General features: G+C 69.5%; 14 protein-coding genes and 1 tRNA gene. 3 read left to right on the forward strand and 12 right to left on the reverse strand.

Going from position 1 to position 13,901, the window contains the following annotated elements; translation table 11 throughout:
* The first annotated feature begins 54 nt into the window (after positions 1-54).
* A complete protein-coding gene (locus PARN5_RS0104855) occupies positions 55-1,041 on the forward strand; it encodes an LLM class flavin-dependent oxidoreductase (protein WP_017998650.1) in 987 nt (328 codons plus the stop codon).
* Positions 1,038-1,895, forward strand: coding sequence for an SDR family oxidoreductase (locus PARN5_RS0104860; RefSeq protein WP_017998651.1), 858 nt, complete (start codon positions 1,038-1,040; stop codon positions 1,893-1,895). The genes PARN5_RS0104855 and PARN5_RS0104860 overlap by 4 nt, the downstream gene beginning before the upstream one ends.
* Here the strand turns inward: PARN5_RS0104860 and PARN5_RS0104865 are convergent.
* The 8 genes from PARN5_RS0104865 to dapF form a co-directional block, all read right to left on the reverse strand.
* On the reverse strand, positions 1,892-2,518 hold the full coding sequence (locus PARN5_RS0104865; RefSeq protein WP_017998652.1) for an SH3 domain-containing protein: 627 nt from the start codon (positions 2,516-2,518) through the stop codon (positions 1,892-1,894). The genes PARN5_RS0104860 and PARN5_RS0104865 overlap by 4 nt on opposite strands.
* Positions 2,519-2,534: 16 nt before the next feature.
* On the reverse strand, positions 2,535-3,467 hold the full coding sequence (locus tag PARN5_RS0104870) for a restriction endonuclease (protein ID WP_017998653.1): 933 nt from the start codon (positions 3,465-3,467) through the stop codon (positions 2,535-2,537).
* Positions 3,464-5,389, reverse strand: coding sequence for a 1-deoxy-D-xylulose-5-phosphate synthase (gene dxs, locus PARN5_RS0104875; protein ID WP_017998654.1), 1,926 nt, complete (start codon positions 5,387-5,389; stop codon positions 3,464-3,466). The genes PARN5_RS0104870 and dxs overlap by 4 nt, the downstream gene beginning before the upstream one ends.
* A gap of 24 nt (positions 5,390-5,413) precedes the next feature.
* The gene (locus PARN5_RS0104880; RefSeq protein WP_017998655.1) at positions 5,414-6,277 is read right to left on the reverse strand and encodes a farnesyl diphosphate synthase; all 864 of its coding nucleotides are present in this window, start codon (positions 6,275-6,277) and stop codon (positions 5,414-5,416) included.
* On the reverse strand, positions 6,277-6,513 hold the full coding sequence (locus tag PARN5_RS0104885; protein ID WP_017998656.1) for an exodeoxyribonuclease VII small subunit: 237 nt from the start codon (positions 6,511-6,513) through the stop codon (positions 6,277-6,279). Before PARN5_RS0104885 ends, PARN5_RS0104880 begins: the two co-directional genes overlap by 1 nt.
* Positions 6,510-7,427: a histone deacetylase family protein gene (locus PARN5_RS0104890; protein WP_017998657.1), complete on the reverse strand. Its 918-nt coding sequence runs from the start codon at positions 7,425-7,427 to the stop codon at positions 6,510-6,512. The genes PARN5_RS0104885 and PARN5_RS0104890 overlap by 4 nt, the downstream gene beginning before the upstream one ends.
* A gap of 165 nt (positions 7,428-7,592) precedes the next feature.
* The gene (gene mtaB / locus PARN5_RS0104895; protein ID WP_026155177.1) at positions 7,593-8,846 is read right to left on the reverse strand and encodes a tRNA (N(6)-L-threonylcarbamoyladenosine(37)-C(2))-methylthiotransferase MtaB; all 1,254 of its coding nucleotides are present in this window, start codon (positions 8,844-8,846) and stop codon (positions 7,593-7,595) included.
* A gap of 5 nt (positions 8,847-8,851) precedes the next feature.
* Positions 8,852-9,679: a diaminopimelate epimerase gene (dapF, locus tag PARN5_RS0104900; RefSeq protein WP_026155178.1), complete on the reverse strand. Its 828-nt coding sequence runs from the start codon at positions 9,677-9,679 to the stop codon at positions 8,852-8,854.
* A gap of 97 nt (positions 9,680-9,776) precedes the next feature.
* Here dapF and PARN5_RS0104905 point away from each other — a divergent pair.
* A tRNA-Lys gene (locus PARN5_RS0104905) sits at positions 9,777-9,852 on the forward strand.
* A gap of 440 nt (positions 9,853-10,292) precedes the next feature.
* Here PARN5_RS0104905 and PARN5_RS0104910 read toward each other — a convergent pair.
* The 4 genes from PARN5_RS0104910 to PARN5_RS0104925 all read right to left on the reverse strand — a co-directional run bounded on the left by PARN5_RS0104910 (position 10,293) and on the right by PARN5_RS0104925 (position 13,849).
* The gene (locus PARN5_RS0104910; protein WP_017998660.1) at positions 10,293-10,529 is read right to left on the reverse strand and encodes an Lrp/AsnC ligand binding domain-containing protein; all 237 of its coding nucleotides are present in this window, start codon (positions 10,527-10,529) and stop codon (positions 10,293-10,295) included.
* Between the two features lie 31 nt (positions 10,530-10,560).
* Positions 10,561-11,937: an MATE family efflux transporter gene (locus PARN5_RS0104915; RefSeq protein WP_017998661.1), complete on the reverse strand. Its 1,377-nt coding sequence runs from the start codon at positions 11,935-11,937 to the stop codon at positions 10,561-10,563.
* An 89-nt stretch (positions 11,938-12,026) separates the two neighbouring features.
* Positions 12,027-12,668: a L,D-transpeptidase family protein gene (locus tag PARN5_RS0104920; protein WP_017998662.1), complete on the reverse strand. Its 642-nt coding sequence runs from the start codon at positions 12,666-12,668 to the stop codon at positions 12,027-12,029.
* Positions 12,665-13,849, reverse strand: coding sequence for a MalY/PatB family protein (locus PARN5_RS0104925; protein ID WP_017998663.1), 1,185 nt, complete (start codon positions 13,847-13,849; stop codon positions 12,665-12,667). Before PARN5_RS0104925 ends, PARN5_RS0104920 begins: the two co-directional genes overlap by 4 nt.
* Positions 13,850-13,901: the final 52 nt, after the last annotated feature.

Here is a 13,901-nt window from a genome sequence, read left to right on the forward strand (position 1 = left end):
CACTGGCAAGCGGCTGGCCCAGTGCCTATCTGGGGAGGCAAAGGAGTGATCCGCATGGAATTTTCCGTTCTCGATCTTGCCGTCGTCACCGAGGGCGCGGACGCCCGGCAGGCCATCGCCAATTCGGTCGCGCTGGCCCAGGCCGCCGAGGGCTGGGGCTATCACCGCTTCTGGCTGGCCGAGCATCACAACATGCCCGGCATCGCCAGTGCCGCGACCGCGGTGCTGATCGGCCATGTCGCCGGGCATACGCAGACGATCCGCGTCGGCGCCGGCGGCGTCATGCTGCCCAATCACGCGCCGCTGGCGATTGCCGAACAATTCGGCACCTTGGCGACGATCCATGGCGACCGCATCGACCTGGGCCTGGGCCGCGCGCCGGGCGGCGACGGGGCGGTGATGCACGCGCTGCGCCGGGGGATGCAGCGCAACGACGATTTCCCGAACGACGTGGTCGAGCTGCTGCGCTATCTGGGCCCGCCGCGCCCCGGCGCCCCGGTCGCCGCCCATCCGGGCGAGGGCACCAATGTGCCGGTCTGGATCCTGGGCTCGTCGCTTTACGGCGCCAGCCTCGCCGCGGTGCTGGGCCTGCCCTATGCCTTCGCCAGCCATTTCGCGCCCGGCGACCTGGAGCAGGCGGTCGGGCTTTACCGCGAGCGGTTCGAGGCGACCGAATTCGGCACCCGCCCGCGCTTCATGCTGGCGGTGAACGTCATCGCCGCCGACACCGACGCCGAGGCACAGCGCCTGCGCAGCAGCCAGATGATTTCCTTTGCCCGGCTGCGCAGCGGCATGCCGGGGCTGCTGCCGCCGCCGGTCGACGACATCCATGACGCGGTGTCGGCCGCGGTGCTGCCGATGGTCGAGCACGCGCTGTCGGTCAGCGCCGTCGGCGCGCCCGAGACGGTCGCCAGGCAGCTCGACGCGCTGATCGCGACATACCGCCCGGACGAGCTGATCCTGGTCGGCAACATCTACGACCAGGCGGCGCGGCACCGTTCCTTTGCCATCGCGGCCGAGATCCTGCGGGGCCGGGCGTGAGGGCGCTGGTTTTCGGCCACGGCTATTCCGCCGGCTTCCTGACGCCGCTGCTCGTGGCCGAGAGCTGGCAGGTCACCGGCACCACGCGCGGCAATCCGGCGCGCGTGGCGGCGGCGGGGGCGGCGCCGCTGCTCTGGCCCGGCGACGATGCGGCCGTGCGGCAGGAGATCGCGGCGGCCGATGCGATCCTGGTCTCGGTCGGGCCGGAGGGTGGCGCGGACCCGGTGCTGGCGGCGTTCGGCGCCGAGATCGGTCGCGCGCAGCCGCGCTGGCTGGGCTATCTGTCCACCACCGGGGTCTATGGCGACCGGGACGGCGGCTGGGTCGATGAGGACAGCCCCTGCACCCCCACGACCCGGCGCGGGCGCGAGCGGGTCGCGGCCGAACAGGGCTGGCAGCGGCTGGCGGCGGAACACGGGTTGCCCCTGCACATCTTTCGCCTGGCCGGGATCTATGGCCCGGGGCGCGGGCCCTTCGCCAAGCTGCGCGCCGGCACGGCGCGGCGCATCGTCAAGCCGGGCCAGGTGTTTTCCCGCATCCATGCCGAGGACATCGCGCGGGTGCTGCTGGCCTCGATCAAGGCGCCCTGCCCCGGCGCGGTCTACAATGTCTGCGACGACGACCCGGCCCCGCCCGAGGCGGTGATCGGCCATGCCGCCGACCTGCTGGGCCTGCCCCTGCCCCCGGCCGAGGATTTCGCCACGGCCGCGATGACGCCGATGGCGCGCAGCTTCTATGCCGAAAGCAAGCGCGTGGCGAACGACCGCATCAAGCGCGAGCTGGGCGTCGCGCTGCGCTATCCCGACTATCGCGCCGGGCTGGCGGCGCTGGCCCGGGCCGAGGGGCTGATCTAGGGCGCGATCGAGCAGCAGCCGGTCAGCATGCGCGACGGCTGGTCCTGCCCGTCCAGGATCACCGTGACCGCCAGCGCGAAGCCGCGGTCCGACATGCCGTCCGAACATTGCCGGGGCTGCATCACCGCGGTCAGCCGGCCCTTGTCGTCGCCGGCGATCATGCCGCGCATCGGCTCGCCCTCGATGCCGCGGTCCATGACCTTGCGCAGCGACAGCGGGCGCTCGGGCTGGTCGGGCTCGCTGAACACCAGGCCCTTCTCGACGGTCTTGAAGGACCAGAAGGGCTCGGTGCCGCTGCATTGCAGGGTCAGCGGCAGGGCGTTCGGCTTCCAGGCCGAGGGCTGCGGCTTCAGGAAGCGCAGCGCCACCCAGCCGGTGGTTTCGCCGACATTGACCCGGCCCCATTTGCCCGAGCCGTCATGGGCCAGCAGCTCGACCCCCTTGGCGGTCGAGGGCAGCGTGCCGACGATCCTGGCCTTGCCATCCGGCGCCTCGCGCACGTTCAGCGTGTCCCAGGTTTCCACCACGGTCACGTCGAAGAGATTCGGCAGATAGTCCTCGGCCATGGCCGCCGCCGGAGCCGCCAGCGCCAGGCCGGCCAGAAGGGTCGTCAACAGGTTCATCGGGCACCGTGTCGGTTCAGGTCACATCGAAGAAATTAGCATCGATCGAGCGCAGGACATAGGTCTTGTCGATGCGCACGCCGACGCCGTGGTCGATCATCAGCCGCGCCAGCCGGGCGCCGTCGATCAGCACCACCCGCTGCTGGACGCGGCGGACGTAGTCCCGCGCGTCCTTGGAAAAGGACGAGGTGGTGACGAAAACGCCCTTGGTGGCGCTTTCGCCGGTCATCGAGCCGATGAAGGCCTGAAGCGCCGGGCGGCCGATGGTATTGTCGGGCGCGTAACGCTTGGCCTGGATATAGACGGCGTCGAGGCCGAGCTTGTCCTCGTTCACCACGCCGTCGATGCCGCCGTCGCCGGATTTGCCGATGGCCTGCCCCATCTCGGCCCGGCCATCGCCATAGCCCATGGCGAGCAGCAGTTCGACGATCAGACGCTCGAAGCGGGCGGGGGTGAGGGAGAGAACCTGTTCCAGCAGGTCTTCGGCAAGTGCCGAGTCGATCTCGGAAAATGCCGACTCCATGGCCTCTTCGGGCGTGGTATTTCCACTCTCAGCAGGTGTCTTTGCCACCGTCGCGACCAGCGTCTCGCCTCCATTGCGGCTTGAGTTCAGCCACGCTTGGAATTCGGGATATTGGAGCAAGTCGTTCTTGCTGATCTTCTTTGGATTGCGGCCAAGGAGTTCACGCCCCCGCGGTGTCACGGCGTAGCGTGCGCGACCGATCTTTTCGACAAGACCAGCCTTGACCAGATAGGTTCGTGCCCATCCGGCCCGATCAGCCACATAGGCCTTGCCGCTGGGCAGCAACCGCTCCATCTGCTCGTCGGACAAGGAGAAATACTTCTGCAAATCGGGCAGTGCCTGATCCAGACGCTCTCTTTGCTCACCGATCAGCGATAAGACCGGCAGCATGAAATCCTGATAGTTCGGCAGATCAGCCCCGCTCACGCCCGCTTTTCCCCGATCCGGGCGACACCCAGCACCTCGAGCACCTTGGCCTCGATGTCGGGCGCCGACATGCGGGCGCAGCGATACATGGCCTCGGGGCTGGCGTGGTCGATGAAGGTGTCGGGCAGCACCATCTGGCGGAAGCGCAAGCCGCCGTCGAACACGCCCTCGTCGGACAGCAGCTGCGCCACCAGCGAGCCGAAGCCGCCGACCGCGCCCTCTTCGATGGTGATCAGCGCCTCATGCGTGCGGGCCAGGCGCAGGATCGTCTCGCGGTCCAGCGGCTTGGCAAAGCGCGCATCGACCACCGTCGGCGCGACGCCGCGCGCCGCCAGCGATTCGCGGGCGCGCATCACCTCGGCCAGGCGGGTGCCGAAGGACAGGATCGCGACGCGCTTGCCCTCGCAGATCACCCGGGCCTTGCCGATCTCGAGCGGAATGCCGCGCTCGGGCATCTCGACGCCCATGCCCTCGCCGCGCGGATAGCGGAAGGCGATGGGGCCTTCGTCATGCGCGGCGGCGGTGGCGACCATATGCACCAGCTCGGCCTCGTCGGCGGCGGCCATCACCACGAAACCGGGGAGGTTCGCGAGGAAGGCAATGTCATAGGCGCCGGCATGGGTCGCGCCATCGGCGCCGACCAGCCCGGCGCGGTCGATGGCAAAGCGCACGGCCAAGCGCTGGATCGCCACGTCATGCACCACCTGGTCGTAACCACGCTGCAAAAAAGTCGAGTAGAGCGCGCAGAAGGGTTTCATCCCGCCCGCCGCCAGCCCGGCCGCGAAGGTCACGGCATGTTGTTCCGCAATGCCCACGTCGAAGCAACGGCGCGGGAAACGCTCGGCGAACAGGTTCAGCCCGGTGCCGTCCGGCATCGCCGCCGTCACGGCGACGATCTTGTCGTCGCGGCTGGCCTGGTCGACCAGGGCGCGGGCAAAGACCGAGGTATAGCTGGGCGCATTCGATTTCGCCTTGGCCTGGGTGCCGGTCGCCACGTCGAATTTCGCCGTGGCATGGCCCTTGTCGGCGGCGCGCTCGGCCGGGGCATAGCCCTTGCCCTTCCGGGTCACGGCGTGGATCAGCACCGGCCCGTCGGCGCGGGCCTTGACCGTGCGCAGAAGCGGCAGCAGCTGGTCGAGGTCATGGCCGTCGACCGGGCCGATATAGGAAAAGCCCAGCTCCTCGAACAGGGTGCCGCCGACGGTCATGCCCTTCAGCATTTCCTTGGCACGCTTGGCGCCTTCCTGCATCGGGCCGGGCAGCAGGCTGACGGCGCCCTTGGCCGCGGCCTTGAGATCCTGGAACGGGCCGCGGGTATAGAGCCGGGTCAGATAGGTCGAAAGCGCCCCGGTCGGGGGCGCGATGGACATCTCGTTGTCGTTCAGGATCACGAACAGCCGCTTGCCGAGGTGGCCGGCGTTGTTCAGCGCCTCGAAGGCCATGCCGGCGCTCATGGCGCCGTCGCCGATCACCGCCACGGCATCGCCGGGATCGCCGCCCAGTTCGCGCGCCATGGCAAAGCCCACGGCCGCGCTGATCGAGGTGGAGGAATGCCCGGCCCCGAATGGGTCATAGGCGCTTTCGCTGCGCTTGGTGAAGCCGGACAACCCGCCCTCGGTCCGCAGGGTGCGGATGCGGTCGCGGCGCCCGGTCAGGATCTTGTGCGGATAGCACTGATGGCCCACGTCCCAGATGATCTTGTCGCGCGGCGCGTCAAAGACGGCATGCAGCGCCACGGTCAGCTCGACCACGCCGAGGCCCGCGCCCAGGTGGCCGCCGGTGACCGAGACCGCGCTGATCGTCTCGGCGCGCAATTCCTCGGCCAGCTGCCGCAATTCGCGATCCGTCAGCGCCTTCAGGTCCGAAGGCAGGGTCACCCGGTCCAGAACCGGAGTCGCGGGGCGGTGGTCGTCTTGGGTCATGGCTTGCCCCTTTCCGGGCGGGCTTCAGGCGTCGCGTTCGATAACGAAACGCGCGAGCTGTCGCAAGTTTCCGGCGAGCTCGCCATAGGGGTCCAGCGCCGCCTCGGCATGGCGCGCCAGCTTGCGGGCCTTGTCGCGCGCGCCCTCGAGGCCCAAGAGCGACACGAAGGTCGCCTTGTTGGCGGCGGAATCCTTGCCGGTGCGCTTGCCGGTCTCTTCCTCGTTGCCGGTCACGTCCAGGATGTCGTCCTGGATCTGGAAGGCCAGGCCCAGGTTCTTGGCATAGTCCGCCAGCGGCGCCGCATCCTCGCCCGCCATCACCGCCCCCGCCGTGGCCGAGAACTGGATCAGCGCGCCGGTCTTGGCGCCCTGCAACCGCTTGATCGCGACGATGTCCAGGGGCTCCAGCGCGGTCTCGGCGGCGATGTCCAGCGCCTGGCCCCAGACCATGCCGCGCGCGCCGATGGCCTCGGACAGGCCGCGCACCAGCGCCAGCCGCACCTCGGCCGAGCCGACCGCCGGATCGGTCAACAGCCCGAAGGCCAGCGATTGCAGTGCGTCGCCGGCCAGGATCGCCGTCGCCTCGGACCATTGCACATGCACGGTGGGCAGGCCGCGGCGCAGGTCGTCGTCATCCATCGCCGGCAGGTCGTCATGGACCAGGCTATAGGCATGCAGCGCCTCGACCGCCGCCGCCACCGGCAGCGATTCCCGGTCGCGCAGGCCGAACAGCCGGGCCGATTCCATCACCAGAAGCGCCCGGACGCGCTTGCCGCCGATGCAGGCATAGCGCATCGCATCGGCCAGGTCGCCCGAGGGCAGGCCGGCCATGGCCTCTTGCAGCGCGGCCTGGACCTGCGCCTTCACATCCTCGAGCCGGTCCTGCATCACAGCCCCTCGACCGGCACGGTCCCGGTGGGCTGGCCGCCGGCGGCCAGGGTGATCTTCTCGACCCGCTCCTCGGCGGCGCGCAGCACCTTGTCGCAATGCGCGCGCAGCTTGGCGCCGCGTTCGTAAAGCGCGATGGATTCCTCCAAGGTCGCCTCGCCATGCTCCAGCCGGCCGACCGTGGCCTCAAGCTCCTTCATCGCCTCTTCAAAGGACATCATCTCGATCTCGGTCACGCGGCGGTCTCCCTCAGCACTGCGACATGGGCACGCGCCGAGCGGCCCAAAGCGCCGAGATCATAGCCGCCTTCCAGCGCAGACACCACCGGGGCCGAACAGGCGGCGGCGGTATCGCAGATCATCCGGGTAATGGCGGTGAAATCGCTCTCGTCCCACATGAGCCCGGCCAGCGGATCCTCGGCATGGGCATCGAAGCCGGCCGAGACCAGGATCAGCTGCGGCCGCCAGGCCTCGACCCGGGCACACAGGCTGCGCCAGATCGCGCGCGCCGCATCGCCGCCGCTGCCGGCGGCCAGCGGCACATTCGCCACCTGGCCATGCGCCCCGGTCTCCGAGGCGGCCCCGGTGCCGGGGTAAAGCGGCGACTGGTGGGTCGAGACGAACAGCGCCCGCGCCTCGTCCCACAGCACGTCCTGGGTGCCGTTGCCGTGATGCACGTCGAAATCCAGCACCGCCACGCGGTCCAGCCCGTGATGCTCCAGCGCCCGCTTCGCCCCGATCGCGACCGAGGACAGGATGCAGAAGCCCATCGGCTTCATGCGCTCGGCATGATGGCCGGGCGGACGCATGGCGATGAAGGCATTGGGCGCCTGGCCCGCCAGCACGGCATCGACGGCGGCGCAGACCCCGCCCGCGGCATGGCGCGCCGCCAGCAGGCTGCCCGGCGCCAGATAGGTGTCCGAATCCAGCATCGCCCAGCCCTCGGCCGGCTGCTTGCGGCGCAGCATGGCCAGGTATTCCGGCGGATGCGCGCGCAGCAGGTCGGCCTCGGCCGCCTCCGGTGCCGTGCGCCGCTCCAGTTCCAGCCCGTCCAGGGCCGCCAGGACCGCATCCAGCCGCGCCACCTGCTCGGGGTGGCTGGGCGGCGTCACATGCGCCTGTCCCGAGGCATGGGTGTAAAGCAATGTCATCGGCCAAGGATTATGGGCCGCCCCCCGCCCCGGCAAGCAAATCTTCCGCGACCTGCCGAAATCGACGCCCCGGGGTTGAACCGCGGCCCCCGGGACTTGTTCTCTTTTGTGCAAATATCCTCGGGGGTCCGGGGGTCCGAGGACCCCCGGCGCGACGGCGAAGGATCAGGCCGTCAGCCGCTGCCCGTCATGCCCGGCGATGCGCAATTCGACCAGCGTGCCCTCGGGCATGTCGCGGTCGAAGGCGACCTCGGTGAAATGCTCGGTCCGGCCCAGGCGCGGCCCCTCGGTCAGCACCATGCGGCTCTGCCCGATCTCGCCCGCCAGATGCCGCAGCAGCGCCGCGTCACCCGCGGCCCGCAGCCGGGCGGCACGCTCCTTGATCGCCGGTCCCGGCACGCGCGGCATCCGCGCCGCCGGCGTGCCCTTCCTCGCCGAATAGGGAAACACATGCAGGAAGGTCAGGCCGCAATCGCCGACCAGCTTCAGGCTGTTCTCGAACATCGCCTCGGTCTCGGTCGGGAAGCCGGCGATGATGTCGGCGCCGAAGACGATGCCCGGCCGCAGCTTGCGGGCATCCTCGCAGAAGCGGATGGCGTCGTCGCGCAGGTGCCGGCGCTTCATCCGCTTCAGGATCATGTCGTCGCCGGCCTGCAGGGACAGGTGCAGATGCGGCATCAGCCGCGGCTCCGAGGCGATGGCCAGCATCAGGTTCTCATCCGCCTCGATCGAATCGATGCTGGAAATCCGCAGCCGCGGCAGGTCCGGCACCAGCCGCAGGATGCGCATCACCAGATCGCCCAGCCGCGGCGTCCCCGGCAGGTCCGCCCCCCATGAGGTCAGGTCCACCCCGGTCAGCACCACCTCGTTGAAGCCGCGATCCCGCAGCCGCCTGATCTGGTCCACCACCACCCCCGCCGGCACGGAACGTGAATTGCCGCGGCCATAGGGGATGATGCAAAAGGTGCAGCGATGGTCGCAGCCGTTCTGCACCTGCACATAGGCCCGGTGCCGGCCGAAGCCGTCGATCAGGTGGCCGGCGGTTTCCTTGACCGACATGATGTCGTCGACCTGCACCTTCTCGGTCTTGCCGATCAGGTCGGGGGCCTGCATCCGCTGCCAGGTCTCGGGCAGCATCTTTTCATGGTTGCCGATGACCCGGCTGACCTCGGCCATGGCGGCGAAGGTCTCGGGCTCGGTCTGGGCCGCGCAGCCGGTGACGATGACCGGGGCGCCGGGGTTCTCGCGCGCCAGCCGGCGGATTTCCTGCCGCGCCTTGCGCACCGCCTCGGCCGTCACCGCGCAGGTGTTCACGATCACCGCCCCGCCCAGCCCGGCGGCCTCGGCCATCTCGCGCATCGCCTCGGTCTCATAGGCGTTCAGCCGGCAGCCAAGGGTCGCGAACACGGGCGCCTTCAGATCCTTCATCCGCGCCAGACCCCGTCGAAGACATGCGCGGTCGGGCCGGTCATCCAGACCCCGTCCTCGCGCCAGTCGATTTCCAGCTGCCCGCCGGGGACGTTCACCCTGACCCGCCGCCCGGTCAACCCGCGCCGCGCCGCCGCCACCACCGCCGCGCAGGAACAGGACCCCGAGGCCAGGGTGATGCCGGTGCCGCGTTCCCAGATGCGCAGGATGATCTCGCTGTCCGAGACGACCTGCACGAGCTCGACATTGGCGCGCTGCGGGTAAAGCGGATGATGCTCATGCGCCGGGCCGAAACGGTCCAGCTCGACCGCCGCCGCGTCGGGCACGAAGAAGGTCATGTGCGGATTGCCCATGCCGGTCGCCACCGGATTGCCCTCGACGGGCAGGTGCAGCGTATCGACATCCTCGGCCAGCGGGATCCGCGCCCAGTCCAGCACCGGGGCGCCCATGTTGACGCGGGTCAGGCGGTTGCCCGCATCCTCGGCCGCAAGCACGGCATGGTCGGTGGCCAGCCGCAGCGCCGAGGCGCCCGATTCGTCCATCAGGAAACGCGCGACGCAGCGCGTGGCATTGCCGCAGGCTGCCGAGCGCGAGCCGTCCGCATTGAAGAACACCAGCCGCGCATCGGCATTCTCGCCGGGCAGGATGACGGCCAGCTGGTCGAAGCCGACGCCGCGGTGGCGGTCGGCCATGGCGGCGACGGTCGCGGCATCGGGCAGCGCGCCGGTGCGGCGGCCGTCGACGACCACGAAATCATTGCCGAGCCCGTGCATCTTCATGAAGGGCCGAGAGGTGCCCAGTCCGGGGTTTTGCTGGTGTTCCATGCAGCCCCTTTACGCCCGCCGCGAAGTTTTTGCCAGAGGCGGCGTTTTTTCCGCTTGACCCTGTCAGCCGCCGACCGTAGTTAGCCCCCCGTGCGATGGGCCCGTAGCTCAGTTGGTAGAGCAACTGACTTTTAATCAGTGGGTCACAGGTTCGAATCCTGTCGGGCTCACCACTGAACTTCCTTACATGACAAGCGGTTACGAGAAACTGCCTGCGAGGCGGTTTTAGCGCCAACAAGGCGTCAGCGGATAGCCAGCGGGCATTTTCACGGTGATGCCCTGGCGGTAGATTCGAGCCAGCGCGCCGCGCGCCAACCGGCGGCAATGGCCTCGGCCTCATCGCAAAACCAGCGCTCGCCTCTGCTTAGGCCGGCGACCAGGGCGTGTGATAGATTCGTTCGCCCTTTTTGGAGATGCTGCTCTTGATCGGGCAGCCATCGCCCAGCGGTCGCGGAAGGCATTGCCTCGATGGATTACAGCCCATGCGTCAACCGGACCACGCGGACGATGGCGCGTCGGGCCGCGACGACGGCCGGTTCCCGGATAGAAGCGGTTTGCGATTCGGCCCCTCCGAGCGCGCAGGGCTGGTCGGCCGACCGCAGCCACGCCGCCGTCAGAACGCCTTGAAGGTCATCGTGGTCAGCGTGCGCACGATGTCCGGGATGTCGAACAGGTTTTCCGACAGGAAATGGCCCACGTCCTTGTCCTCGGGGACATAGATCTTGGCCAGCAGGTCGTATTCGCCCGAGGTCGAGTAAAGCTCGCTGACGATCTCGCGGTCATAGATCGCGTCGGCGACCTCGTAGGTCTTGCCGGGGGTGCAACGGAACTGGACGAAAACCGGGCGCATGAGCGGGCCTCCTGACTTCTGCGGCGGCAGGTTAGACCGCGGGCGCCGCGCGGGTCCAGTCCCCGCGGCGCAGGCCCAGCCAGAAACGCCGCATCAGCAGCACCGCCGCGAAGCTGAGCCCGGCAACCAGCCCCAGCCACAGCCCCGCCGGCCCCAGACCGGCCGGGAAGGCCAGGCCCCAGGCGACCGGGATGCCGACCAGCCAATAGCTGATGCCGGCGATGACCATGGGCACGCGGGTGTCCTGCACGCCGCGCAAGAGACCCAGCCCGATCACCTGCATCGCGTCCATCAGCTGGAACAGCCCGGCATAGAACAGCAGCCCCGCCGCCAGCGCGACGATGGCCGGCGTCTCGGGGTGGGTGGCGTCGAGGTAGAGCCCGACCAGCTGGCGCGGGAAGAGCTCGAAAGCCGCCACCGCCATCAGCGCCCAGACGATCGAGACCGCGGTCACCGTCGCCGCCGCGTCGCGCATGAAGGCCGCGTCGCCGCGCCCCTTGGCCTGGCCCACGCGCACGGTCGCGGCATTGGACATGCCGAGATGCAGCATGAAGGTCAGCGAGGCGAGTTGCAGCGCGATGCCATGCGCCGCAAGCTCGCGCGTGCCGATCCAGCCCATCATCACGTTCGAGCCGACGAAGAGCCCGCCCTCGGCCACCATGGTCAGGCCGATGGGCATGCCCAGCAGGAAGACCTGGCGCATGGCCACCCAGTCCGGGCGCCAGAAACGCTGGAACAGGTGGTATTTGCGGGCGGCGGGCAGCCAGGCCGCATAGGCGACGATGGCGAGAAGCTGGCTGAACTGTACGATCACGGCAGCGATGGCGGCGCCGCGCACGCCAAGCTCGGGCGCGCCGAGGTTGCCGAAGATCAGCACCCAGTTCAGCGCGATGACCAGCGGCAGGCCGGCCAGCGTGATCCACAGCACCACCTGCGTGCGCTCCATCGCGGCGAGATAGCTGTTCAGCGTCAGCTGGCACAGCACGGCGATGAGCCCGATGCCCTCGATGCGCAGATAGTCCTGGCCCAGCCGGGCCACCTCGGGCGCCTGGCCCAGGGCCAGCAGGATGGGGCCGGAATGCCACAGGGCGGGCAGCATCAGCACCGCGAAGACGATCGAGAGCCACAGCGCCATGCGGGCGGCGCGGCGCACCTCGACCTCGTCGCCGCGGGCGATGGCGGCGGCGATCAGGCCCATGACACCGATGCCGAAGCCCATGCCCAGGAAGAACAGGATGTTGAAGAAGCTGACCGCGATCACCAGCGCCGCCAGCTCGGTCACGCCATACCAACCCATCATCACCGTATCGGCGACATGGATCGCCATGCGCGCGAGATGGCTGCCGACCAGCGGCAGACCCAGCGCCAGGGTGGCGCGCAGATGCGGGGCGTAACGGGCAAGAGTCATGCCTCTGCCTTATCTCTGGGCAGTCGGGGCGGCAAGATGTCTGGACATATTTGCCGCGACGGCAGGTTGGGCCGGATCCCCGCCGGCCGTCAGGGCCGGATCTCGACCTCGGTGCCGATGGCGGCATGGGCGAAGATCTCCTCGATCTCGGCATTGGTGACGGCGATGCAGCCGGCGGTCCAGTCGCCCTTGACCTTGTAGCCGTCGGGCACCTGGTTCGGCTGGCCGTGGATCATGATGTCGCCGCCCGGGTCGTAGCCGCCGCGCCGCGCCGCCGCGCGGTGGTGCGCGCGTGGATAGTCGAGGCCCAGCGACAGGTGATAGGCGCTTTGCCGGTTCAGCCGGTCGATGCGGAAGATGCCCTCGGGGGTGCGGCCGTCGCCCTGGCGGCTCTTGTCGCCCTCGGGCGCGAAACCCAGCGCGATGCGGAAGCGGCGCGGCCCGCCCTGGCGCTGCCAGACGGTCATGCGGCGGGCGGATTTCTCGACCAGGATGCGCTCGACGGGCGAGGCGATGGGCGCCTCGGGCCGCGCGGGCGGGCGCGGCAAGACCGGCGGCAGCCTGGGCAGGCGCCATTCCGGCAACCGCCAGTCCGGCAGACGCGGCCAGTGCCAGCCCTGCGCCGGCGGCGGCACCGGCGGCGGCGCGGGCTGCGGCGCCCAAAGCGTCCACAGCCCCCAGACCAGCGCCGCCAGGCACAGCGCCGAGAAAAGCCCGCCCAGCCGTTTCATTGCAGGTCGCGGAACGCCTCTTGCAGCCGCGCCACCGCCTCGGTCACCCGGGCGCGCGGCGTGGCGAGGTTGAAGCGCAGGAAGTCCTCGCCCCCGCTGCCGAAACTGCCGCCGTGGTTGGCGGCGATGCGGGCGCCCTGTTCGACCCGACGGGTGAACTCGGCCCGCTCCATGCCGGTGCCCGAGAAATCGACCCAGGCGAGATAGGTCGCCTGCAGGGGCATCGAGCGCAGCCCCGGAATCGCCGCCATGCCCGCGTCGAAGATGCGCCGGTTGCCGTCGAGGTAAGCCACCAGCGCATCGACCCAGGCCGCCCCCTCGGGCGAATAGGCGGCGGCGACCATGCCGATGCCGAAGAGCCCGGGCGAGATCCCCAGCGCCATCATCCGGCCTTGCAGCCGCTTGCGCAGCGCCTCGTCGGCGACGATGATATTGCCGATATGGGCGCCGGCGATGTTGAAACTCTTGGTCGCCGCCGTCAGCGTCACCAGCCGCGGCGCGATCCCGGGCGCCGCCTTGGCCATGACCGTGTGGCGCGGCGCGCCGGGCATCACCAGGTCGTGGTGGATCTCGTCCGAGACCAGGATCAGGTCATGCGCGGTGCAGAAATCGGCGACCTGGCGCAGCTCTTCGGGCGACCAGACCCGGCCGCCGGGATTGTGCGGCGAACACAGGATCAGCATGCGCTCGCGCCCGGTCAGCTGGCGGGCCCAGCCGTCCCAGTCCATGCGGTATTGGCCGTCCTCGATGGCCAGCGGGAATTCCGCCACCTCGCGGCCCGAGGCGCGGATCACCCGGGCAAAGGCGTGATAGACCGGCGTCATCACGATCACCCGGTCGCCGGGCTCGGTGAAGGCATCGACGCAGATCGCGGTGCCGTTGACCAGCCCGTGCGCGGTCAGGATCCAGTCCGGCTCGATCGCCCAGCCGTGCCGGTTCGCCATCCACCAGCGGATCGCCTGCAGATAGGCCGGGTTCGCGCCGGGATAGCCATAGACGCCATGCGCCGCCATCCGCTCGACCGCGCGCTGGACCGAGGCCGGCGGGCGGAAGTCCATGTCCGCGACCCACATGGCGATGCCGCCCTTCGGCGAAACGCCATAGCTCGCCTGCATGTCGTCCCATTTCGAACAGGCGGTGCCGGTGCGGTCGATGATCTCGTCGAAATCGGGCTGGGCCATGGTCCCTCTCATTTTCAATGCCCGGCCACCATAGCGCGTTGTTGCGCAAGGC

The sequence above is a fragment of the Paracoccus sp. N5 genome (assembly GCF_000371965.1).
Classification (GTDB): Bacteria; Pseudomonadota; Alphaproteobacteria; order Rhodobacterales; family Rhodobacteraceae; genus Paracoccus.